At 63.3% G+C, this 22184-nt stretch carries 20 protein-coding genes; 9 read left to right on the forward strand and 11 right to left on the reverse strand.

What is annotated here, in order from left to right; all coding sequences use genetic code 11:
• The first annotated feature begins 152 nt into the window (after positions 1 to 152).
• Positions 153 to 2756, forward strand: coding sequence for a glycine--tRNA ligase subunit beta (gene glyS, locus NKH67_RS09425; protein WP_353030668.1), 2604 nt, complete (start codon positions 153 to 155; stop codon positions 2754 to 2756).
• 28 nt (positions 2757 to 2784) lie between these two features.
• Here the strand turns inward: glyS and NKH67_RS09430 are convergent, their stop codons facing one another.
• Positions 2785 to 3174, reverse strand: coding sequence for a hypothetical protein (locus NKH67_RS09430; protein ID WP_353030670.1), 390 nt, complete (start codon positions 3172 to 3174; stop codon positions 2785 to 2787).
• 201 nt (positions 3175 to 3375) lie between these two features.
• Between NKH67_RS09430 and NKH67_RS09435 the strand changes: the two genes are divergently transcribed.
• The 3 genes from NKH67_RS09435 (at position 3376) to NKH67_RS09445 (ending at position 6558) form a co-directional block, all read left to right on the forward strand.
• Positions 3376 to 4356, forward strand: coding sequence for an L-threonylcarbamoyladenylate synthase (locus NKH67_RS09435; protein WP_352969360.1), 981 nt, complete (start codon positions 3376 to 3378; stop codon positions 4354 to 4356).
• Between the two features lie 18 nt (positions 4357 to 4374).
• Entirely contained in the window at positions 4375 to 5805 is a 1431-nt protein-coding gene (locus NKH67_RS09440) for an FAD-binding oxidoreductase (RefSeq protein ID WP_353030673.1), read from the forward strand.
• Positions 5806 to 5991: 186 nt separating this feature from the next.
• Complete coding sequence (locus NKH67_RS09445; protein ID WP_023674094.1) at positions 5992 to 6558, forward strand: DUF6101 family protein; 567 nt, start codon at positions 5992 to 5994, stop codon at positions 6556 to 6558.
• A 258-nt stretch (positions 6559 to 6816) separates the two neighbouring features.
• On the opposite strand, the gene ubiA is transcribed toward NKH67_RS09445, so the two are convergent.
• Positions 6817 to 7800 carry a 4-hydroxybenzoate octaprenyltransferase gene (gene ubiA, locus NKH67_RS09450; RefSeq protein ID WP_352748796.1) on the reverse strand — a complete coding sequence of 328 codons (984 nt, stop codon included), beginning with the start codon at positions 7798 to 7800 and terminating at the stop codon, positions 6817 to 6819.
• Between the two features lie 156 nt (positions 7801 to 7956).
• Here ubiA and purD point away from each other — a divergent pair, with 156 nt between their 5' ends.
• On the forward strand, positions 7957 to 9234 hold the full coding sequence (gene purD / locus NKH67_RS09455; RefSeq protein ID WP_353030675.1) for a phosphoribosylamine--glycine ligase: 1278 nt from the start codon (positions 7957 to 7959) through the stop codon (positions 9232 to 9234).
• 20 nt (positions 9235 to 9254) lie between these two features.
• On the opposite strand, the gene NKH67_RS09460 is transcribed toward purD, so the two are convergent.
• The 3 genes from NKH67_RS09460 to NKH67_RS09470 all read right to left on the reverse strand — a co-directional run bounded on the left by NKH67_RS09460 (position 9255) and on the right by NKH67_RS09470 (position 11431).
• Positions 9255 to 10412 carry a glycoside hydrolase family 25 protein gene (locus NKH67_RS09460; protein ID WP_502893730.1) on the reverse strand — a complete coding sequence of 386 codons (1158 nt, stop codon included), beginning with the start codon at positions 10410 to 10412 and terminating at the stop codon, positions 9255 to 9257.
• Between the two features lie 138 nt (positions 10413 to 10550).
• The gene (locus NKH67_RS09465) at positions 10551 to 11054 is read right to left on the reverse strand and encodes a GNAT family N-acetyltransferase (protein WP_352501976.1); all 504 of its coding nucleotides are present in this window, start codon (positions 11052 to 11054) and stop codon (positions 10551 to 10553) included.
• A complete protein-coding gene (locus NKH67_RS09470) occupies positions 11051 to 11431 on the reverse strand; it encodes a type II toxin-antitoxin system TacA family antitoxin (protein ID WP_352501975.1) in 381 nt (126 codons plus the stop codon). The genes NKH67_RS09465 and NKH67_RS09470 overlap by 4 nt, the downstream gene beginning before the upstream one ends.
• A gap of 122 nt (positions 11432 to 11553) precedes the next feature.
• Between NKH67_RS09470 and NKH67_RS09475 the strand changes: the two genes are divergently transcribed.
• On the forward strand, positions 11554 to 13317 hold the full coding sequence (locus NKH67_RS09475; protein WP_352969354.1) for an acyl-CoA dehydrogenase family protein: 1764 nt from the start codon (positions 11554 to 11556) through the stop codon (positions 13315 to 13317).
• Positions 13318 to 13370: 53 nt separating this feature from the next.
• The gene (locus tag NKH67_RS09480; protein WP_352969352.1) at positions 13371 to 14123 is read left to right on the forward strand and encodes a crotonase/enoyl-CoA hydratase family protein; all 753 of its coding nucleotides are present in this window, start codon (positions 13371 to 13373) and stop codon (positions 14121 to 14123) included.
• A 72-nt stretch (positions 14124 to 14195) separates the two neighbouring features.
• On the opposite strand, the gene NKH67_RS09485 is transcribed toward NKH67_RS09480, so the two are convergent.
• On the reverse strand, positions 14196 to 14480 hold the full coding sequence (locus tag NKH67_RS09485; protein ID WP_352470673.1) for a hypothetical protein: 285 nt from the start codon (positions 14478 to 14480) through the stop codon (positions 14196 to 14198).
• Between the two features lie 257 nt (positions 14481 to 14737).
• On the reverse strand, positions 14738 to 15355 hold the full coding sequence (gene pdxH, locus NKH67_RS09490; RefSeq protein WP_352470672.1) for a pyridoxamine 5'-phosphate oxidase: 618 nt from the start codon (positions 15353 to 15355) through the stop codon (positions 14738 to 14740).
• Positions 15356 to 15394: 39 nt separating this feature from the next.
• Here pdxH and NKH67_RS09495 point away from each other — a divergent pair, with 39 nt between their 5' ends.
• Both NKH67_RS09495 and NKH67_RS09500 read left to right on the forward strand, forming a co-directional pair.
• Complete coding sequence (locus NKH67_RS09495) at positions 15395 to 15856, forward strand: RT0821/Lpp0805 family surface protein (protein ID WP_352470671.1); 462 nt, start codon at positions 15395 to 15397, stop codon at positions 15854 to 15856.
• A 100-nt stretch (positions 15857 to 15956) separates the two neighbouring features.
• On the forward strand, positions 15957 to 16883 hold the full coding sequence (locus tag NKH67_RS09500) for a DnaJ C-terminal domain-containing protein (RefSeq protein WP_352540107.1): 927 nt from the start codon (positions 15957 to 15959) through the stop codon (positions 16881 to 16883).
• 135 nt (positions 16884 to 17018) lie between these two features.
• Here NKH67_RS09500 and NKH67_RS09505 read toward each other — a convergent pair whose 3' ends face one another.
• The 4 genes from NKH67_RS09505 to NKH67_RS09520 all read right to left on the reverse strand — a co-directional run bounded on the left by NKH67_RS09505 (position 17019) and on the right by NKH67_RS09520 (position 22128).
• Positions 17019 to 17720: an adenylate/guanylate cyclase domain-containing protein gene (locus tag NKH67_RS09505; protein WP_352470669.1), complete on the reverse strand. Its 702-nt coding sequence runs from the start codon at positions 17718 to 17720 to the stop codon at positions 17019 to 17021.
• Positions 17721 to 17886: 166 nt separating this feature from the next.
• Positions 17887 to 19431 carry a S8 family peptidase gene (locus tag NKH67_RS09510; protein ID WP_352470668.1) on the reverse strand — a complete coding sequence of 515 codons (1545 nt, stop codon included), beginning with the start codon at positions 19429 to 19431 and terminating at the stop codon, positions 17887 to 17889.
• A gap of 9 nt (positions 19432 to 19440) precedes the next feature.
• Entirely contained in the window at positions 19441 to 20463 is a 1023-nt protein-coding gene (locus NKH67_RS09515; protein ID WP_352449905.1) for a phosphatase PAP2 family protein, read from the reverse strand.
• Positions 20464 to 20547: 84 nt separating this feature from the next.
• Positions 20548 to 22128, reverse strand: coding sequence for a hypothetical protein (locus NKH67_RS09520; protein WP_352470667.1), 1581 nt, complete (start codon positions 22126 to 22128; stop codon positions 20548 to 20550).
• Positions 22129 to 22184: the final 56 nt, after the last annotated feature.

Genomic DNA, 22184 nt, shown 5'->3' on the forward strand with positions numbered 1-22184 from the left:
GGCTGAATTTTTTCGGAAATCGCCGTTAGACGTCCCGATCGAGCGGGGAAGGGTGACAGCGGCCAGCCGAGTTGCTATGCCCCCGCTTACCTCCCCCTCGATGGGGGAGGTCGCCGCGAAGCGGCGGCTATTTTTGTCCATGAGTTCCTTCGATGCCCGACCTGCTTTTAGAACTCCGTTCGGAAGAGATTCCCGCCCGCATGCAGCGCAAGGCTGCCGGCGATCTCAGGAAGCTTTTGACCGACGGGCTGGTCGAAGCCGGGCTGACCTATGAGGCGGCGCGCGAATATTGGACGCCGCGCCGGTTGACGCTCGACATTCGCGGCCTGACCGCGCGCTCGAAGGACATCAGCGAGGAGATCAAGGGTCCCTCGACCAAGGCGCCCGAGCCGGCGGTGCAGGGTTTTCTGCGCAAGGCCGGCCTTGCCTCGATTGCCGAGGCGCATGTGCATTCCGATCCGAAGAAGGGCGACTTCTACGTCGCCCATATTTCCAGGCCGGGCAGGCCGGCGGAGCAGATCATCGCCGAGCTGGTGCCGGGCATCATCCGCAACTTCCCCTGGCCGAAATCGATGCGCTGGGGGCCGGCTTCGGCCAAGCCCGGCTCGCTGCGCTGGGTGCGGCCGCTGCAATCGATCCTGTGCACCTTCGGCCCCGAAACCGAGGAGCCGGTGGTCGTCGATTTCGAGATCGACGGCATCCGCTCAGGCAATATCACTTACGGCCACCGTTTCCATGCGCCTGGCGCCATCACGGTGCGCCGCTTCGACGATTATGTCGCCAGGCTTGAGGCGGCCAAGGTCGTGCTCGATGCCGACAGGCGCAAAGAGATCATCCTTGCCGATGCCAGGAACCTCGCCTTCGCCAGCGGGCTCGACCTCGTCGAGGACGAGGGGCTGCTGGAGGAAGTGTCGGGCCTGGTCGAATGGCCTGTCGTGCTGATGGGCGAATTCGAGCAGGATTTTCTCGCCATTCCGGCCGAGGTAATCCGGCTCACCATCCGCGCCAACCAGAAGTGCTTCGTGACGCGGCCACATGGCGCGGGCGAAGAGCTTTCCAACCGCTTTATCCTGACCGCCGATATCGAGGCCAAGGATGGCGGCAAGGAGATCGCCCATGGCAATGGCAAGGTGGTGCGCGCGCGCCTGTCCGACGCGCTCTATTTCTGGAAGACCGACCAGGGCGACCTGCCGGATCTCGACCAGCTGCAGGCATCGGCGGAAAAGTTCGGGCTTGATCTAGAAAAACCGCTCGACCAGCGCATGGCCCGCCTCGACCACCTCAATGTAACGTTTCATGCCAAGCTCGGCACGCAAGGCGAGCGGGTGGAGCGGATTGCCAGGCTGGCGGAAGAACTGGCACCGCTCGTGGCGAGTTCAATCTCCCCCCTTGAGGGGGAGATGGCCGGCAGGCCAGAGGGGGTCGCCTCGGCTGGCGCGACGCGACCTGACGTTTCGAAGCAAGAGGAAGTTGGCGCTCCACGCGAGATGACCCCCTCTGTCGCCTTCGGTGACATCTCCCCCTCGAGGGGGGAGATTACCGCGCTGGCGCGCCGCGCTGCCGTCCTCGCCAAGGCCGACCTCACCACCGAAGTGGTTGGCGAGTTCCCGGAACTGCAAGGCGCCATGGGCCGCAAATACGCGCTGCTGCAGGGCGAGCATCCTTCCGTCGCCGCGGCGATCGAGGAACACTACAAGCCGCAGGGCCCGTCCGACCGCGTGCCGACCGATCCGGTATCGGTGGCCGTGGCGCTCTCAGACAAGCTCGATACGCTGGTTGGGTTCTGGGCCATCGATGAGAAGCCGACCGGATCGAAGGACCCCTATGCGCTCAGAAGAGCGGCGCTGGGAGTGGTCAGGACTTTGGTCGAGAACGGGGTGAGACTGCCGCTCCAGCGCCAGTTTTTAAACTCGCTGTTCGGGCTTACCTTCAATCGCGGCAATCGGTTTTCGGTGGTTTGGCGAGCGGACGACGAGGGCGATTTCACTACTGGCGTTGGATCAGCCGACGATTTGATCAGTGAACGGGCAGGTTCGCTGTCCTCGGAAATACGCGGCGTCGAATTACCGGACCATTCCGCGTCTGAGATAATTGCCGATCTCCTGTCCTTCTTCCACGACCGCCTGAAAGTCTATCTCCGCGATCAGGGCGCGCGGCATGATCTGATCGACGCGGTTCTGGCGGCAGGTTCGCGCCCGATCTCCCCCCTAGAGGGGGAGATGTCGGCGCAGCCGACAGAGGGGGGCGCTGTCCCGCCAGCCTCTCATTCTGTCGCGCCCCCCTCTGCCCTGCCGGGCATCTCCCCCTCTAGGGGGGAGATCGGCCAATCGTCCAACGACGACCTCCTGCAAATCGTCCGCCGCGTCGAAGCGCTTGGCTCCTTCCTCGACAGCGAGGACGGCAGGAACCTGCTTGCCGGCACCAAGCGCGCTGCCAACATCGTGGCTGCCGAGGAGAAGAAGAACACGACGATCGCCGACCGTGTTGAGCCGGCGCTGTTCCGGGAGGGCGCCGAAAAAACCTTGTACGCCGCAGTCAATCAGGCCGAGAAGCAAGCCGGCGAAGCAATTCAAAACGAAGACTTTTCCGCCGCCATGCTGGCGCTTAGCGTGTTGCGCGAGCCGGTTGATTCATTCTTTGAGAAAGTCCTGGTAAACGATGAGGACCAGGCCGTGCGTGCCAATCGCCTGGCATTGCTCGCCCGCATCCGCGCGGCGACCGACCGGGTCGCGGATTTCTCCAAGATAGCCGGCTGACGTCCGGGAAAAATCATCGCTTGTGGCGCTATTTCGGCTGGTCGGGAGCTGCTAGCGGCGCAGGCTGCTGCGCAGCTGGTTCAGGGGTTTTGCTGGCGACCTTTGGGTCGGCCTTGCTGTCCGCGGCGGGCGCGGCAGCGGTGGCCGGCGCGGCCTTGGGCGCGGGCGTTGCAAAGGCATCGCCGACGATACCGCCGCGAATGATCATCGGACTTCCGTCGAAGCCATGACTCGGCTGGCTCGGGATCGCCGCGACCTTTTCATCGGCGACGTTTTCATTGACGTCAGGCAACTTCTCGCCGAGCGCGACGATCGACGGTGTTTTCGCCCGTTCGAGCGCGCCGGCACTTACAACCGAAGGCGTCGCCGTGGTTTGCCCGAGAAAAACGAGCGATGAGGCCTGTGCCGTGCCGGCCATAAACGCCAGACCAAGCGCTCCAACGATACGCATCGAAAGCATGATAATTCCCCTTGCCCAACAAGACGGCACCGTAGCCGAGGGCAGTTGATGCCGGCTTGCGGGGAAACAGAGCATTTTAGCGATTTGCGATTCGCCTACGCCCGGACTTGCTCCGTCGGCGTCAGCGTATTAGGCACCCGCATCCGTGAGGTGACGACAGTGGCTGAAATTCGTGCCGTCGGCGAGGCGATGGAAAGGGCGTTGGCGCTGCTCGAGAGCGGCGATGTCGTCGCCATCCCGACCGAGACCGTCTATGGGCTGGCCGGCGACGCGACCAATGGCGTTGCCGTGGCTCGTATCTTCGAAGCCAAGGGCCGCCCTCGCTTCAACCCGCTGATCGCCCACATAGCCGACCCGGCGATGGCCGAGCGCATCGCGCTGTTCGATCCGCTGTCGGAAAGATTGGCGCAGGCATTCTGGCCGGGGCCGCTGACGCTGGTGCTGCCGCAACGGCCCGGCAACGGCATTCATCCGCTGGTCACCGCCGGTCTGGAAACGATCGCGCTGCGCATGCCGAAAGGCTTTGGCGGCGAGCTGATCGCCAGGTTCGGCCGCGCGCTGGCGGCGCCCAGCGCCAATTCCTCGGGCAGGATCAGCGCCACGACGGCCGATGCCGTGGCCGCCGATCTCGGTCCCCGGATCAAGCTTGTGGTCGATGGCGGCGCGACGCCGGTCGGGCTGGAATCGACCATTGTCAAGGTTGAAGCTGGAAAGCTGCGGCTGCTGCGGCCGGGCGGCATTGCCGCCGAAGAGATCGAAGCGGTGGCCGGGTCAAAGTTGCTGCGCGGCGCTTCGGTCGTCGAGGCGCCCGGCATGCTCGCCTCGCACTATGCGCCAGGTGCGGCGGTGCGGCTCAATGCTGCGGAGGTCGCACCGGGGGAAGCCTTGCTGGCCTTCGGCCGCCGCCGTGCCGAAGGCTGGCGCGATGCAGCCGCCCTGCGCAACTTGTCGGAGACCGGCGACCTGCGCGAGGCGGCAAGCAATCTCTTCGCCCATCTGCAGGATCTCGATGACAGTGGCGCCAAAACCATCGCCGTCGAGCCGATCCCGTTCGAAGGGCTGGGCGAGGCGATCAACGACCGGCTTTCGCGCGCCGCCGCCCCGCGTGACAAGATCGCCCCGCGTGACAAGATGGATTGAGCACCATAGTTTCCACCCATGAACGACATTTCCCCCGATCTCGACCCCGCCGTCGTCGCCCGCTTTGCGGCAATCGTCGGCGACAAATATGCGCTGCGCGATCAGCGGGACATCGCGCCTTACCTCACCGAGCGGCGCGGACTTTGGCACGGCAGGACGGCTTTGGTGCTGAGGCCGGGGACCGTCGAGGAGGTCAGCAGCATCATGCGGCTGGCGACCGAAACCGGCACGCCCATCGTGCCGCAAAGCGGCAACACCGGGCTGGTCGGCGCCCAGGTGCCGGACGCATCCGGCCGCGAGATCGTGCTGTCGCTGTCGCGGCTGAACCGCATCCGCGAGATCGATACACTGTCCAACACGGTGACGGTCGAAACCGGCGTCATCCTGCAGACGCTGCAGGAAGCGGCCGATGCCGCCGACCGGCTGTTTCCGCTGTCGCTTGCCGCGCAAGGCTCCTGCCAGATCGGCGGCAATCTCTCCTCCAACGCCGGCGGCACCGGCGTGCTTGCCTACGGCAATGCGCGCGAGCTCTGCCTCGGCGTCGAAGTGGTGCTGCCGACCGGTGAAGTGTTCGACGATCTGCGCAAGCTGAAAAAAGACAATACCGGTTACGATCTGAAGAACCTGTTCGTCGGCGCGGAAGGCACGCTCGGCATCATCACCGCCGCCGTGCTCAAGCTGTTCCCCAAGCCCAAGGGGCGCGAGGTGGCGTTTGCCGGCCTGTCATCGCCGGAGGCGGCATTGTCGCTGTTCAGCCTGGCGATGGACCGTGCAGGGGCAGCGCTCACCGCCTTCGAGCTGATCGGCCAGAGGCCCTACGACTTCACGCTTGCCCACGCACAAGGCGTGGTGCGGCCGCTTGCCTGCGATTGGCCGTGGTATGTGCTGATGCAGATCTCGTCGGGCCGTTCGGCCGACGACGCAAGGGCGCTGATCGAGGAGGTGCTGGAGGCAGGCCTCGAGCAAGGGATCGTCGGCGATGCGGTGATCGCGGCAAGCATGGCCCAGGGCGATGCGTTCTGGAATTTCCGCGAGGTGCTGCCCGAGGCGCAGAAACCGGAAGGTGCCTCGATCAAGCACGACATCTCGGTGCCGGTGGCGTCAATCCCGCCCTTCATTGAAAAGGCCGCCGTCGTCGTGCAATCGGTCAGTCCCGGCGCGCGCGTCGTCTGCTTCGGCCACATGGGCGACGGCAACCTGCACTATAACATCTCCCGGCCGGCCGACGGCGATGACGAGGCGTTTCTCGGCCTTTACCACGTCATGAACAAGGCCGTGCACGACGTCGTGCGCGCGTTTCATGGCTCGATCTCGGCCGAGCACGGCATCGGCCAGTTGAAGCGGGACGAATTGATCGCGACGGCGCCGCCGATGGCGATCGAGCTGATGCGCAGGGTGAGGGCCGCCTTCGATCCGGCCGGCATCATGAATCCGGGTAAGGTTATCTGATCCTTTCGCCGGCCTGTGCCGGTTGGCATTCCGATAACCATCCGCCCCGGATCAGCAAAATTTAACCGACTTTCTTAAGCGCGAGGATAAGAAGCCCGCGCTAATGTTTCTCCACAAACGAGGCTGGGAAAACCGGCCCGGAGAACCGGAAACACCGGCTCTCAGGAGAAACAGGAAAGGCACGATATGAACACTGGACTGAAGCCAGTCTGGGCCGGCCGCAATATGCGCCTCGACCCATTCCGCCTGCCGCAGGTGGTGAGCTACGCCACCCGCGACGACTATGGCGACGTTACCTTCACCATCGACCAGCGCGGCGCGGTTATCCGCCGCACGCTGGAGATGAGCGGCGTGCCGGCGATCATCGCTCTGCCCGCCAACGCGTTTCGCGGCGTCGCCGCCCGCGCGATGGAGGATCCGGATGGCAATGTCACAGTGACGCTTGAGCTTCTGCACAATGACCCGATGCTGTCGGTGCCGCTGCTGGTCGCCGACGATCTCGACGACGTCGCCGCCGACTGGCGCGCCTGGGCCGACGCCTACCGCCTGCCGATGCTGCTGATCGAGGCCGACGGCATCGCCCGCACGCTGGAAGAATCGCTCGGCGCCGCCATCAAGGCGCTGCCGGCGCAGGACCGCCGCAAGGGTCGCGTCTCGACCATGCGCCGCCCGCGCTTCCTCGCCCGCCGCCGCGCCGGCGACCTCGGCCTCAGGCTGGTCATCGGCGGCGAAGAGCTTATTTCGCGGGAGTAGATTGAAATCAGCTTGCAAGTTGGCGCTGCCCCTCATCCGGCTGCCGCCACCTTCTCCCCGTATAGTGACGGGGAGAAGCGACACTGGCCGCAATTTCGGCACTCTTTCTGCAAACGCTTGAGATTGGCGAAATCCGTTGCGAAGGCGTGCTTCTCCTCGTCACTATACCGGGAGAAGTGCCCGGCAGGGCGATGAGGGGCGGCATAAGCAGTTGGAGAAAGGTCGATTCCGCAGCTGCCGAATCGATACCGCTGGCTCTTAAACCAGCGGCTTCAGCGCCACCCAGACCGCGCCGCCGATCAGGCCGAGGAAGATCAGCCAGCCGACCTGGTTGTTCGATCTGAACAGTCTCAGGCACTGGTCCGGATCGTCGATGTCGAGCACGCCGATCTGCCGCGCCAGATGCGCGCCGGCGGCGATCAGCCCGGCAAGTGCAGGCACCGGTGCCTGTGCCGAGGCAAAGGCGATGGCGAAGCAGACCAGCGCCCCGCCATAAAGCCCGGCCAGCCAAGCCTTGGTATTGTCGCCGAACAGGCGCGCCGTCGAGCGCACGCCGACGATGGCGTCGTCTTCCTTGTCCTGATGCGCATAGATCGTGTCATAGCCGATCACCCACAGGATCGAGCCGATATAGAGCATGATTGCCGGCCCATCGAGATCGCCGAACTCGACCGCCCATCCCATCAGCGCTCCCCAGGAAAAGGCAAGGCCGAGAACGAGTTGCGGCCAATTGGTGTACCGCTTCATGAACGGGTAGACGGCGACGATGACCAGCGAGCCGATGCCGAGCAAGATGGCGAAGCTGTTGAACTGCAAAAGCACGGCAAGGCCGACCAGTGCCTGCACGACAACAAACATCCAGGCCTGCCGGCGCGTGACCTTGCCGGCCGGCAGCGGCCGCGAGCGCGTGCGTTCCACCTGGTTGTCGATGTCCTCGTCGACCAAATCATTGTAGGTGCAGCCGGCGCCGCGCATGGCGAAGGCGCCAAGAAAAAACAGCAGCAGATACCACGGCGACGGCAGCAGAGAGAGAAGCGGGTCCGTCGGACGCGGATAGGCGCTCGCGGCAAGCGCAGCCGACCACCAGCATGGCCACAGCAGCAATTGCCAGCCGATCGGCCGGTCCCACCGGGCAAGCTGCGCATAGGGCCACAACCGCCGCGGCAGCACGCGATAGACCCAGTGGCCGCTCGGCGCATCGGCGACGCGGCCCTGGGCCGCTTTCGACTGGACGGTTTCCATTTTGCTGGAGTGGCAGCAGAGGCGAATGCCGTCAAGCGTCAAGCAGCCCCCGCACGCTCGCCACGCGCAATCGGCGCTTCGGCAGCCAAATGTCTTGACCCGTCGCGCGCGGCGCAATAGCGCAGTCCTGGTCGTGAAATGGCAAGGAATCTGGGCATGCGTGTTTTGCTGATCGGCTCCGGCGGACGAGAGCATGCGCTTGCCTGGAAGATCGCGGCGTCGCCGCTGCTGACCAAACTCTACGCGGTGCCAGGCAATCCGGGCATCGGCCGCGAAGCCGAGCTGGTGAGGCTCGATATTGCGGATCACACGGCGGTTGCCCGGTTTTGCCTCGAGAATGAAATAGGCCTCGTCGTGGTCGGGCCGGAAGGGCCGCTGGTCGCCGGCATTGCCGACGACCTGCGCGCCGAGGGCATCCGCGTCTTCGGACCGTCAAAGGCAGCGGCACGGCTGGAAGGCTCGAAAGGTTTCACCAAGGACCTCTGCGCCAGATACGGCATCCCGACCGCCGCCTATGGCCGCTTCGACGATCTGGCTTCGGCCAGGACCTATGTCGAGAAGACGGGTGCGCCGATCGTCATCAAGGCCGACGGCCTCGCTGCCGGCAAGGGCGTCACCGTCGCCATGACGCTTGATGAGGCGCTGGCCGCGCTCGACGCCTGTTTTGACGGTTCCTTCGGCCAGGCCGGCGCGGAAGTGGTGGTCGAGGAGTTTCTCGTCGGCGAAGAAGCAAGTTTCTTCTGCCTGTGCGACGGCACCACCGCGCTGCCCTTCGGCACCGCGCAGGACCACAAGCGCCTCAGTGACGGCGACACCGGCCCGAACACCGGCGGCATGGGCGCCTATTCGCCGGCGCCGGTGATGACGCCGGAAATGATCGACCGAACCATGCGCGAGATCGTCGAGCCGACCATGCGCGGCATGGCTGAAACAGGCGCTCCGTTTTCCGGCGTGCTGTTTGCTGGGCTGATGATCACTGACAGCGGGCCGAAGCTGATCGAATACAACACCCGTTTCGGCGACCCGGAATGCCAGGTGCTGATGATGCGGCTGAAGGACGATCTGCTCGTCCTGCTCAACGCAGCAGCCGACGGCCAGCTGGCGCACACCTCGGTGCGCTGGCGCGACGAGGCGGCGCTCACCGTGGTGATGGCAGCCAGGGGTTATCCCGGCACGCCGGAAAGGGGCTCGGTCATCCGCGGCGTCGAGGCGGCGGCGGGTGAGGGCGTCGAGATATTTCATGCCGGCACCGCCATCAACGGCGGCGCACTCGTCGCCAATGGCGGTCGCGTGCTCAACATCACGGCGACCGGCCGCACGGTCGGCGAGGCGCAGAAGAAGGCTTACGCCGCGCTCGAGCGGATCGACTGGCCGCAAGGCTTTTGCCGCCGCGACATTGGCTGGCTGGCGGTGGCGCGCGAGCAGGCGGACTGATGCTCGGGCGGCCTTCGGCCTCAGCGCAAGCCGTGGTCGAATTCGGTCGAGACGCTGCTGACCGCATCGGCGGTGGAGACAAATCCTGGCACCGATGCCGCACGCTTTTCGTTTCGCGTCCAGGCGACATATTCGGCAATCCCGCGCGGCAGGGCCGGCGCCGCCTTCACCGCAGCCATTTGAAAGCCGCTGCTGAACCTGGCCAGGCGCGCCCTGAATACCGCGACCATCTCCTCGAAGCTTGCTGGCGTCACGCTGGCGTAAGTGATGGTGCCGCCGGCGAGCCCCGCCTCGCGTGAGAGCGGCACCGGTATCGAGGTGAGATAATCCGGCTGCACGTCGATCAGGCCGCCGAACGGCCACTGCGCGCTCAATTCCGTGGCGTTCATCGGCGCGACGCTGACGTCGATATCGTTGGGTGTGCCCGCGACCCTGTAAGGGCAGCGGAACCGGCCGCAATTTGCTCGCGCCGAAAACTGCCAGAGCGCATAACCCTGCCAGTTGCCCATCGGAAAATGCACGCCGATGTCGGGCTTGTAGCGCGCATACCACAGCGGCAGCCGCGACAGCAGCTGGTATTTGTATCTGTTGTCGGCGATGTGCCGGGCGGTCGTGCCGTTGGTGTAGAGCACCGGAAAGCGGCCAAGCCGCCGATGCACCTGGCGGACGAATTCTTCGGCGTCGTCCAGCGACATCCACTGCGTCGGGTCGTCGTCCTCGATGTCGAGGGCAAGCAGGTCGTCCGGCCCGGGTTCGGCGAACTCGATGAAATGATTGGCCTGGCCGACCGGGTTGCCGGGGCGGGCGAGGTGATAGGCGCCCCATTTCAAGCCAAGCGCCTTGGCCACAACCTTGCGCGTCTGGAACAGCTCACGCGCCACCGCATGGCGCTTCCAAAGCGTCTTGCACAGCCGCGTCTCGGTCTCGTCGCCGAAACAGAAATAGGGTGGCGGCATTCCGTCGGATGCCTTGTTGATGAAGCCGACAAGACGCTTGTCGGTGGCAAGCCTGGTCCAGTCGATGGAATTGTATTCGTAGGCGTCGACGACCAGCGCCCGGTCGGCATCCTTCCACGGTTCGGAGAAATCCGAGGCCTTTGCCGGCGTCAGCATCAGGGTCATCGCGGCCGCGACAAGGAGAAGCGCTGAGCGGACAAGGGGGCGCGCCGGCGTTTTCAAACAGCAGATCCTTGCTGGCCAAAGCCAAATCCTGAACCGCCATGGTTAAGGAAATGCTTCGGGTGCCGAGTGGGCGAGTTGGAGCGCTGGCGAAGCGATCCTTGGTGCTCCTCAAGAGCAAAGCGATGGTTGCGATTGTCAGCCAAATAGCTTCAACGCTGTTGCTATGGGCAGGAACAGTGATAGCGGGCGGCTCTGAAACGAGGTGAAGCCATGCCTGCGATAATACGCGACCGCCTGGTCATCCTTGGCATCGACAATCAACGCGAAGGCTGCTGGGGCAGCGCTAACGCTACGTCGTAGCGCATCCACGATCAGCGCCGACCCGACCCGCCGCCGCTGGTATCGGGCATCGACGGCCAGCCTGCCGACCAATATCGCGGGCAGAACCGGGTAGCGTGGCAGATGTTTTGTCTGTTCGTCAGGCAAGGACGCGATTGGTATGCTCGACGCCGCCAAAGTGTAATATCCGGCGATCGCGCCGCCATCGCGATCCACGGCAACGAAGCAATTGCCGACTCGGCGTTTGACATCCTGGCTGGCTTGCTCCCGAATGTAGCGGTCGAGCGCCGGTACCCCGCAGCTGAACGCCTTGCGATCATGCGATCCGCCGAGCGGTTCGATAATGACGGCGAAAGTCACCGGGTTTCGACGACCAGCCGTTTGTGGGCGTCGGCAGCTTTGCGCAGTGCCTCATTAGGCTCGGGCGGATTGAGAATCGCCTCCATCATGGCGCGCTGATCTTCGATGGAGATACGCATGATGGTGGTGTTCTCGATAGTACGCTGGGCCGCCTCTTGAGCGGCGGCGACCACGAAGTCGCTGACGCTGCGGCCCTGGATTTCGGCGGCACGTTTCACCACGTCCAGCATATCCGGCGAAATACGGGCTTCGAGACGGGCGGTGCGGGTCTGTTGGTTTGGCATTATCGTCACCCCTGATACTGCCTTGTACGGGAAATAGCCGTACAAATCAAGTGCGTCGTCCGGCTCTAAATAATTTTGCAGACGAGCCAGCAACTGCAAAATCCGCGTGACAAAGTTTGACGTTTACGTAAAACGAGGTGGACGGGGAGCGTCGGCACGGATCTTGAGTTGACCTGCCGGACTGAGGAGAGCCGGACAGAGGAGGAGCGAGCGCCATGTATCGGGCACCGGTCGAGGAGATCGCCTTCACCCTGAAGCATGTCGCCGGCTTGAAGCCGGCGCTCGATACCGGCATCTTTGGCGAACTCGGCGAGGACCTCGTCGACGCCATTCTGGCCGAGGCCGGCCGCTTCGCCAGTGAGGAGGTGGCGCCGCTCTACAAGATCGGCGACCAGCAAGGCGCGGTGCTCGACGGCGCTGCCGTCACCACCCCGCCCGGCTGGAAGGAACTTTATCGCCGCTGGATCGGCGGCGGCTGGAATGCGCTGTCCGCGCCTGAAGCGTATGGCGGCCAGGCGCTGCCGGCCATGCTCGGCGTCGCCGCGCTCGAAATGTGGAACTCCGCCTCGATGGCGTTCGGCATCGCCCCGACGCTGACCATGGCCGCGGTCGAAGCACTCGACAAGCATGGCTCGCAGGCACTCAAGGCCAAATATCTGGAAAAGCTGGTCTCCGGCGAATGGATGGGCACCATGAACCTGACCGAGCCGCAGGCAGGCTCGGACCTGAATGCCTTGCGAACCCGCGCCGAACCGGCCGGCGACGGCACCTACCGCATCTTCGGGCAAAAGATATTCATCACCTATGGCGAGCACGATTTCACCGACAACATCATCCATATGGTGCTGGCGCGGCTGCCGGACGCGCCGGCCGGCACGCGCGGCCTGTCGTTGTTCCTGGTGCCGAAATTCCTGGTCGGAGACGATGGCGCGCTGGGCAGGCGCAACGACGTCTTCTGCTCCGGGCTGGAGCACAAACTGGGCATCCACGCTTCGCCGACCTGCACGATGATTTATGGCGATGGCTTCGAAGGCACCGCGCCCGGCGCGATCGGCTGGCTGGTCGGCGGGGAGAACAAGGGCCTCGCCTGCATGTTCACCATGATGAATAATGCGCGCCTTGCCGTCGGCATTCAGGGTGTCGCGGTCGCCGAGGCGGCGACGCAGAAGGCGCTCGCCTATGCAAACGATCGCCGCCAAGGCAAGGCGGCGAGCTATCGCGGTGCCGGCATGGCGCCGATCGTGCATCACCCCGACATCCAGCGCAGTCTCCTGACCATGAAGGCGCTGACCCAGATTGCCCGTGCCATCTGCTATTCCTGCGCCCACGCCATCGATCTTGCGTCGCAGAGCGAAGATGCAAAGCACTGGCAGGAACGCGCCAATCTGTTGACGCCGCTGGCCAAGGCCTTTTCGACCGACGTCGGCGTCGAGGTCGCCTCGCTTGGGCTGCAGGTGCATGGCGGCATGGGGTTCATCGAGGAGACAGGGGCCGCAGCACTTTATCGCGACGCGCGCATCGCGCCCATTTACGAAGGCACCAATGGCATCCAGGCGATCGATCTGGTGACACGCAAGCTGCCGCTCGGCGGCGGCCGGCATGTGCATGGCTACATCGCCGAACTCAAGGCCGTCGCCGATGCGGTGCGAGCGTCGAACCTTGAAGGCTTCGGCCGGACCGCCGATCGCCTCGACCAGGCGCTCGACGAGCTCTCCCAGGCAACCCGTTTGCTGCAAGACCTGCAGGCCGAAGGCCGTTCGGACGAGGCGCTGGCCGGCGCCACACCCTATCTCACGCTGATCTCGCTTGCCGCGGGCGGGGCCTATCTGGCGCGCGGCGGGCTTGCCGACCAAAACCGTATCGCGCTTTGCCGGTTCTTCGCCGAGAACCTGCTTGGCGAAGTGGGCGCGCTGAAGGAGCGCGTCGTCGGCGGCGCCGACAGCCTTGCCGTTGCCGGCAAGGCGCTGATTTCAGCCTGACGTTCGCACGCGCCGAAATTCACAAAGGCCCGAAATTCACAAAGGACCAATCCGTGACAGAGCACATCCTCGTCGAGCGCCAGGGCGCCATCCAGATCATCCGCATGAACCGTCCGGACAAGAAGAACGCCCTGACCCGCGCCATGTACGCGACGATGTCGGCGGCTCTTGCCGGCGGCGACGCCGATCCGGCGATCCGCGTCCATGTCTTTCTCGGCGTCCCCGGTGCCTTCTCGTCCGGCAACGACCTTGCCGATTTCATGGTCGTCGCCTCGGGCGGCGAAGGCGGTTCCGAGGTCCGGGATTTCCTGATGGCGCTGGCCAAGGTGGAAAAGCCGATGGTTTCCGGCGTCGACGGCATTGCCGTCGGTATCGGCACCACGCTCAACCTGCATTGCGACCTGACGTTCGCCACGCGGCGCACACTATTCCGAACGCCCTTCGTCGATCTCGGCCTTGTGCCGGAGGCAGGATCGAGCCTGCTCGCGCCGCAGATCCTCGGCCGCCAAGGCGCCTTCGCGCTGCTTGGCCTCGGCGAGGGCTTTTCGGCCGAGCGCGCGAAGGCCGCCGGGCTGATCTATGAGGTGGTCGAGGAAGAGGCACTCGAAGCATCGGTATTGGCGGCGGCGGGCCAGATCGCTGCCAAACCGCCGCAAGCGCTGAAGATCGCGCGCGACCTGATGCGCGGCTCGCGCGACGCCCTTGTCGAGCGCATCGGCCAGGAAAGCCAGCATTTCCGCGAGCGGCTCAAATCCGACGAGGCCCGCGCAGCCTTGACGGCCTTCATGACCAGGAAGAAGGCCTAGACCTTCTGGCCTTGTCTCGCATCGTGGACCCGCCGGCAGCAACCGGCGGGTTTTCTTGCCATGATCTCTTTGTCACATCGCCATTTTTTTACATTCGGCCTGGGCCTTTGCCGAAGACGTGTCGATCATGAACGTCTTGCCTTTGGCGTCGGTCATCAACATCATGCAATGCTTGATCGGTTTCGCCATTTTCATCATTTCGGCGCTCATCTTCGCGTCGGGCATCATGGTGCCCATATGCCCATCGGGCATGATCGCCATGACCTCCCCACCCTTCATCACCGTCATTGTCCCCATCGCGTCCTCCGCAAAGGCTTGCGAAGCGAAAAGGCAGGCAAGACCGGCCAGCGTGACCAACCTGAGTGAATGCATTGTTTCCTCCTGAATTTGCGCCAGCGGCGCGTTGAGCCCTTTCCTGGTTCGTTCCGGCAAGTTGGAACGTTTCACGCACACGAGATCGTGATCGTGGGAATTGGAAATCCGGCAGAAGCGGCCCGGCCTTGGCCGCCTTCATGACCAGGAAGAAGGGCTGAAAAAATGGGCGCCGGTGCGGAAGCTGCCGATCTGCCCCACAAGGGCCCACAAGGGGGAGATCGGCGCTCCACCGTCGTGCCCTACGGATAAAGCCTCATTTTGTCCCAGCCGCCCTCGGCGTTGCGCGAAAACACGACACGGTCGTGCAGCCGGAACGGACGGTCGTGCCAGAACTCGATGCTCTGCGGCACGATGCGAAAGCCCGACCAGTGTTTTGGCCGCGGGATCTCGCCGATCGCGTGGCGCGCCGTATATTCGGCAACCGCCTTTTCCAGCGCGAAGCGGCTTTCCAGCGGCCGCGACTGCTTGGAGGCCCAGGCGCCGATGCGGCTGCCGCGCGGACGCGTCGCATAATAGGCATCGGCTTCGGCGTCGGTGACAATCTCCACCGGCCCCCGCGCCCGCACCTGCCGGCGCAGAGATTTCCAGTGGAAGCACATCGCTGCTTTCATGCTGCCAAGGATCTCGCGGCCCTTGGCGCTCTCGAAATTCGTGTAGAAGACAAAGCCACCCTCATCGAACCCCTTGAGCAGCACCATGCGGACATTCGGCATGCCCTCGGCATCGACCGTCGCCAGCGCCACGCTGTTGGGGTCGTTGATCTCGCTCTTCGTAGCGTCGTCGAGCCACGCCGCAAAAAGCCGGAACGGCTCCGCCGCCTCGGTAAAGTCACCGCTTGTTAACCCGGTTTCGCTCATAGTTTTCCCAAATTTGTCGCCGGCTGGGGAGATTGCCGATTGTCGCGTATCGCGCAAGCTTTTGACAGTGGGCAATGGAGCGTTATCGCTTCGGCCAGCGCCAAAGCCATGATCGTGACAATCATCCTGCCGCTTGCCGCCTGTGGCGGGGGCGGCTTCAGCCTGGAGCAGGCGGAGGTGGACCGCTCGATACTGACCTCGAGCACGCCGGCCTCAGTCACGCCGCTCGATCAGGACCGCGCTTCCGACCAGGCTACGATCCGCAACGCCGTGTCCTCCGCCGACGTCGAGCAACTGGCCGGGCAGGCCATTCCCTGGGCGAATGCCGACACCGGCTCGCGCGGCTCCATCACCGAGCTCGCAGAATTCAGGGCTAACGGTGAGACATGCCGTCGCTTCACCGCGTCGCGCGAGAGCTTCGACGGCGTCGCGCTGTTCAAAGGCGAAGTATGCCTGGCCGGCGGCAGCGCCTGGCGAATGCAGGACTTCAAGGCGCTCTGATTTTCCGCCGGCTATATAGCGGTAAGCCACTGGAATTTCTTCCTATGCAAGCGCATATAGGAGGCGATCATGGAACCACTCCTTCTCCAGGGCAGTAAGCATGCGCGACCCCTATGAGGTGCTGGGCGTTGCCAAGAACGCATCGGCCAAGGACATAAAATCGGCGTACCGGAAGCTCGCCAAGAAGTATCATCCGGACCAGAATCCGGATCCCAAGGCAAAGGAGCGTTTTGCCGCCGCCAATCAGGCTTACGAGATCGTCGGCGACGAGAAGAACCGGGCGGCTTTCGATCGCGGTGAGATCGACGCCGAAGGCAAACCGCGGTTTCAGGGTTTCGAGAGTGCGGCCGGCGGCGCCGATCCTTTCGCCGGTTTCCGCCGGCAGCAAGGGCCGGGCGGCGCGCATTTCGAATTCCGCACGGGCCGTCCCGGTGGTGACCCGTTCGACGGCAACAGCGACATCTTCAGCCAGATCTTCGGCGATGCTTTCAGCCAGCAGCGCGGTTCCGGCATGGGCGCCGGCCGCCGGATGCCGACCGCAGCCGACCTCAACGTGACGCTGGACGTCACCATCGAGGAGGCCGCAACCGCCGAGAAAGTGACGGCGATGTTCCCCGACGGCCGCAAGATGGCGGTCAAGTTGCCGGCCTATGTCGAGGACGGCCAGACCATCCGGTTGAAAGGCCAGGGTGAGCAAGGACCGGGGCAGCCGGGCGATGCGCTGGTTAAAATCCGTTTCCGCCGGCACCCGCGCTACCGCGTCGAGGGCCGCGACCTGCATGTCGACCTGCCGGTGGAACTGGCCGATGCGGTGCATGGCGCCAAGGTGGCGGTCGAAACCCCGACCGGCAGGATTGCGGTCAACGTTCCCCCTTGGTCGAGCTCGGACAAGGTTCTGCGGCTGAAGGGCAGGGGCCTGCCGGAAAAGGCCGGCGGTCACGGCGACCTCTACGCGCACGTGCGGCTGATGCTGCCGGAAGGCGGCGACGCCGAGCTCGAGGCACTGATGCGCAGGCGAAAGGGCTGACGGTCGAAAAGGCTGGCGCTTGACGTCGTAAGCGGGCGTGAGTGGTTTCATGCCGCGTCGGTTATTGACAGGAAACGAGCAACCAGCGCCAGGAGCCGCTATTTGGCCGAAGTAGGTTCAACGTCAGCTAACGCCTCAAAGGCCGACATTTGCACCCGCCATAGTTCCGCTTCGCGAACACGGTCGACGCCAGTCGACCGACTGGCGATGAGCCAGTTCGGCGGGGGTTAGCCGCACAAGCTTGTAGGGGTCGATCGATGCAGTCGCCAAGCCAGCAAGGTGGAGGGTCGCACCGCTGACCATCACCAGCGCATCGACGCCTGCGCCATTCTCCCTCTTGCCAGCCTGCTCGACGTGGCGGGCGAAATTTACCTCCGAGCCGACCAGAAAAGAGAAATCCCGCTGGCGATCGTTGACGAACATCACCTCGCCGGAGTGTAAGCCGATCCTGATGCGGCGCGACAGGGAGCCCATTGAACGCTTCCAAGCGTTGCCGAGCGAGATTTCCGGTACCAGTTCCGCGACGGCGGCCAGCGCCTTTAGCGCCGTTTCGCTGGACGTCATTTCGCTCCCCAGCCAGAGAGCTAGCACGCCGTCGCCTGTAAAGTTTTGAACGATCCCCCCATTGGCCACCACGACCTGGCGGGTCAACGTGAAGTGCTCGATCATGAACCGCGTGGTTTCGATCAGGCCAAGCGCGCTCGCCAAGCCGGTCGAGTCCTCCACGTCGGTAAACATGATCGTGGCGATGGCGCGCTGGAATTTCGTTTCACCCATGCCGAATGACGGGAGCACGCGGTCAGTCTGTGGATTCGTATAGGCAGTGATCGGATGCATTGGAGTCCGGCCCCCGAGCGGTTCAAATGTCGCTCGAATATGACTGGACGGCGTAGGCGGATCGTAAGCCCGCCGTGGCGGGCACGTCAGAATTACGTCAGAAATCCATTCGGGCCCGGCTTTGGCGGCTTGCAGCCGACCTTTTAGTCAAAATTCGGCGGGACCCTCAGCTCAGCAACTTACGGAGGTCAAGCAGCCCCGCTCCAAACTGCTGATCGAACGAAGGCACCCTTCTCTCGCAATTAGGGCTGTCCGGTAGAATCGGAACGTCAGCTTCAAGCCAAGGCCATGAAACCTCCTTTGCGCCTGACTGGGTCATCTTCGCCTTAACCTCTATGCCGTTGAGCGGCCTACCGGCGGAGCGATGTTTCGACTGCAACAAAGCGGCTGCTCCCGCGACGATGGCCGAGGCTGCAGATGTTCCGCCAAATACTGTGTAGAGCCCGGCGCGGTCTCTGCTTTCGACGCGCGGTGGCTGGATCCCTTCCAGCTGTCCGCCGGAATAGCCGTGGTGGCCCGGGATGTCCGTGGTGAGCACGCCCTGCGGCGCGTATTCAACCTGGGGGAGCTTCTCGTAGATCTCGAAATTGTGGTCACGTGAACGCAGCGACTCACGGTCCAGTCGTATTTGGCAGCGTGTACACACCTCCTGGTCGTCGGACGGCGCGGAAATGGTGACGGAATTGTCGGTCGGATCGCCGCTGTAGTTGGAATATGCTGAACGTCTCGCCCGATAAGTGGCGGCCGCCACCGCAACCACGCCATTGCTTTCGCCGGCCTTGCTCGCCGGGTAAATCAGATGGTCGTAGCCATCGTTGCCGGCTGCGCAGATGATGGGGATTTCCTCGCTGATCGCCTCGAAAAGCGTCTCGAAATAATCCCAAATTGGCTTTGCCTGTTCGACCGAAGTATATCTGCTGTCGCCATATCCAGGATAGGAACGGTGCGCTCGCCATGGATCGGGTACTTCCCGGGGAAAGTGTATGACTGAAACCTTCTGGTCGCGGGCATAGAGGAACGCCAGAATGAGCTGCGCTGCGTCGGGCCGTGCTGAAATCTCGATCGGCAGGAGTTCAGCGCCTGGGGCGACCCCCCAATAAGGTATTGCGCCTTCACCGTTGCTAAATTGCCTCAACTTCGTGGGCGGGGCCGCAGGGGCGCCGACCATCAGCCCAGCGCAGGCGGTCCCGTGCGCTGAGTAGCGCATACGCGAGGTCTCAGCAGTCTCCTGAATTACGCCGCGCCCATCTTTCAGTGCTCGAAGCAGCGATTTCTGAACCTCGACTTCCTGCGCATTGTTCCTCGATTTGATCAGGCTTGCCGCCCACGCCCAGGTATCGTCGCCCACAAAGCTCTTGCTCTGCTTTTTTTCCGGCCCTCGCAAGACGAGCGGTTGCTGCCTGGGTGTGACGTAACTCAACCCGAAAGGGTGAGCGGCGAAGCTGACCGCAGAAAGGATACGAGGCTCGAGATTGGGATGGCTTGAGTTCACTCCCGTATCGATCTGGGCAATGACCTCGCCGTAACCGGGCTTGTCAGTACCCAACAAATCCCAGGCGTCGGCCTCCAGCAGGTATGCGGCCTCGTGCGGCAACCGCGCTTCAGGGATGCGCGGACGATCGCGTAAGGCGCCGATTGCGATCAGGTGCCACAGGTAGTGATACCAGTCATAACAAAGATGGCCTTCGCCCTTCTTGATGTCGTCCATCATGGCACCCACCTACCATTCGCTCTGGGCGCGTCGGATCGTTTCATCCATCGCGTCCACCAAGTACGGAGAAATGCGCGCAGCCAGTTCCTCGCCGGCATCGGTGTCGCTGGCGTAGTGCAGCCCGGCCCATTCCCTGTTCTCGGCCACCCGGCGGGCGCGCTCATAAACCGCGGTTACGCCGGCGTGCTCGGGCAGCATCCGTTGCAGAACGTTCGCCACTGCAAATGACTGAAATGAATGGTTGGACGGGTAGGAAGCGTGCGAGGGAACCGGAAGCGCCGGCCGCAGCCTCGGCTCAATGATGTTGGGCCGTGGCCGGTTGAATCGATCTTTGTAGTTGAGCCCGATCTCCTCCGTGAGTTCGAGGATCGCAACGATCAATGCGCATGTCCCCTCGAAGCCCGCGAGAGTGTCTATTCCGAGCGGCGCCGTGTAGTCCAAAATCCCGAACGATGCCTGGCGGACGATCTCCTCGCGCCGCAGCGGGTCACCTTCCCTCCTCTTCTGCAGATCGATAAGCGCTTCTGTCTCCCTGAGGCTCTCTGAAGGTCCGGGCGGGGGATCGATAAGAATGTCCTCCCAGATCGCACCGAGATATTTGTTGGCGACGCTTAGTCCGATCCTGTGCAAGGCACGCTTGTCGTGCCACGCCGGCAAAGCCTCCTCGCCAGTTTCGAAAGCCGTTTGCCCCCTGCCGCGTCCCCGTCCTCGTCCGCGCCCTCTGCCCCTGCCTCGACCTCGACCTGCGCTCGGCCCCGCCAGGAAGGCTGGCGAAAGGCGCATGGCACCCTCCACAGGGTCATCAGAAATCGTTATCACGATCTGCTCTTCTTGAATCGACAGAACGCTGCTCTTGGTCATCATAGACGCGAAAGGATGCAGTTTTTCGCCGCCTCTATTTTTGATGTATTCCTCAAGAGATTTTTCAGGACTTGCGTCACCCAATATCAGCGGATATTGCCTTATGGCCGATCCACTTACTAAGAATCGGGCGCTAAACAACTTGTTATTAAGATCAATTGTCGACATCATGTCCACCCCTCAACTAAAGCTTCTAAATTTGATCCGCGCCAACTGGTGGTCGGAGCCTCGACGTAACGCCTGCGGTGCGCAGCGCTAGGGTGCGTACCTTGGCAGCGTTATCCGCGACAACCCGCTCTTGATAACCGAAACTCCGAGTACGCCTGCAATTGGATAATTCTCCTCCGAAAGCAGCTCGAGCGAGAAATCCGGCTCCCAGGCGCGCAAGCGTTCGATAGTTCGAACTGCCTCCACAGTCTGCCCCAAATGCCCGTGGCAGGCAGCCGAGTATCTCAAAGCGGGTAGGTATGTGGGTTGCTGCGCAAGGACACGCTCGCCGTGACGTATCCCCTCCTCGAAGCGCCCGTTCAGAGTTGCCAAGATGCAGCACGTGGTATCGATGCAGTAACGATACAGGGGAGGCCCGCCCAGTGCACGTGCGCGCATCGCATCCTCATAGCCACGCTTCACTTCGCCGAGATAGCCGAGCGTCAAGGCGCGCATGTCCCAGCAAATGGCTTGTAGCGGGTTAGCGGCTATCGCTCGATCGGCGAGTTCCAGTGCCTGTGCGTATTCACGAAAGACGAACGAATGGGCATGAGCGGCCAACGCCAGGGTGATAGGATTGAAGGGGGCCACTTCGACGGCGCGACTGGCGCATTCCCGAACCTGATCGTGAAAGGTGCCCGAGCGGCCGACCCGTCTCTCGCCAAAGCGGGTGACAAACACAAACAGCTGCCACGCCAGATACGTGCTACGCGGGTCGAGCTCATATGCTTCGGCGAGCATGCGCTCCGCCGAATCCAGGTCCGTATCGCGCATGCGGAATACCTGTCGCAGCGCTGTCAATGCAAGCCGAGACGCCCGGTGTCGGGGCTCGTCGCGGATGGACTTAGGATCGAGAACGAATTCGAGGATCGAAAACACGATCTGATTGACCAACGACATCAGCTTCAGGCTCGCCGGGCCAGTCAGGTCGGCCGGCTCGAGAAAATCCGTATGCGACCACAAGAGCCGGCTGTCACCGGGCGCAATTAATGCAAATGTCAGGCCCACTCTGTCGCCCACCACCGTTGCCCTGGTTTGCAACAGCCAGTCTGGTAGCGCTGTGTCAGGCGCTTGGGTCAGCGGTCCCTGCGCTTGAAAATCCACGACGTCGACCACTTCGAAATTCAGGATCGATCGAACCACCAGATCCAGGACAAGGTCGCTGACGGCCCTGTTAGCGGAGCCCTCCGTCCACCTGGCATCGCGAACCAGGCCCAAGCATAGCCGCGACGAATTCAGAAGTGAGGCGCTTCGCTGTCCGGACAACTGATCTGCCGCGGCAACAGGAGAGACGTTTGCTGGCACTGTGCGAGGCCGGGGCCATTGGCTTCTTTGCTCACGAAGCCAATCCTCGAACTCTGGATCGCGAATATCGAGGCCCTCAAGCAGATCACGCGTGGCAGAGCCTTCGGGTGGATCGTTCAAATCGATGCCGATCGAAGCGACGTCGAGTCGAACCACATCACGATCGGTCGAGATTAGATCAATGCCGGCGCTGCGGAGCGACTTCCGAACCTCGGACAGCTCCTGCCGCAAGCTTGCTGCACCCTGCTCCTCGCCGCGAGTGCTCCAGAGCTTGCTTTGCAGCCATTTTCGGCTCCGCGTACCGTTGGGTGCCAGGGCGAGCATGGCCAAGAGCGCCTTAGACCGTCTGCCATGCGGCGTGACGTCCGCGCCATCCGCGC

It is taken from the genome of Mesorhizobium sp. M0968 (assembly GCF_040319065.1).
In the GTDB taxonomy this organism is placed as follows: Bacteria; Pseudomonadota; Alphaproteobacteria; order Rhizobiales; family Rhizobiaceae; genus Mesorhizobium.

Bases quoted from the DNA above. Each gene is read 5' to 3' on its own strand.
- NKH67_RS09475 (WP_352969354.1), top strand. From the start codon at position 11,554: ATGTATCGGGCACCGGTCGAGGAGATCGCCTTCACCCTGAAGCATGTC.
- pdxH (WP_352470672.1), bottom strand. From the start codon at position 15,355: ATGAGCGAAACCGGGTTAACAAGCGGTGACTTTACCGAGGCGGCGGAG.
- NKH67_RS09510 (WP_352470668.1), bottom strand. From the start codon at position 19,431: ATGATGGACGACATCAAGAAGGGCGAAGGCCATCTTTGTTATGACTGG.
- glyS (WP_353030668.1), top strand. From the start codon at position 153: ATGCCCGACCTGCTTTTAGAACTCCGTTCGGAAGAGATTCCCGCCCGC.
- NKH67_RS09430 (WP_353030670.1), bottom strand. From the start codon at position 3,174: ATGGCCGGCACGGCACAGGCCTCATCGCTCGTTTTTCTCGGGCAAACC.
- NKH67_RS09520 (WP_352470667.1), bottom strand. From the start codon at position 22,128: ATGCTCGCCCTGGCACCCAACGGTACGCGGAGCCGAAAATGGCTGCAA.
- NKH67_RS09440 (WP_353030673.1), top strand. From the start codon at position 4,375: ATGAACGACATTTCCCCCGATCTCGACCCCGCCGTCGTCGCCCGCTTT.
- NKH67_RS09445 (WP_023674094.1), top strand. From the start codon at position 5,992: ATGAACACTGGACTGAAGCCAGTCTGGGCCGGCCGCAATATGCGCCTC.
- NKH67_RS09500 (WP_352540107.1), top strand. From the start codon at position 15,957: ATGCGCGACCCCTATGAGGTGCTGGGCGTTGCCAAGAACGCATCGGCC.
- purD (WP_353030675.1), top strand. From the start codon at position 7,957: ATGCGTGTTTTGCTGATCGGCTCCGGCGGACGAGAGCATGCGCTTGCC.
- ubiA (WP_352748796.1), bottom strand. From the start codon at position 7,800: ATGGAAACCGTCCAGTCGAAAGCGGCCCAGGGCCGCGTCGCCGATGCG.
- NKH67_RS09505 (WP_352470669.1), bottom strand. From the start codon at position 17,720: ATGCATCCGATCACTGCCTATACGAATCCACAGACTGACCGCGTGCTC.
- NKH67_RS09515 (WP_352449905.1), bottom strand. From the start codon at position 20,463: ATGATGTCGACAATTGATCTTAATAACAAGTTGTTTAGCGCCCGATTC.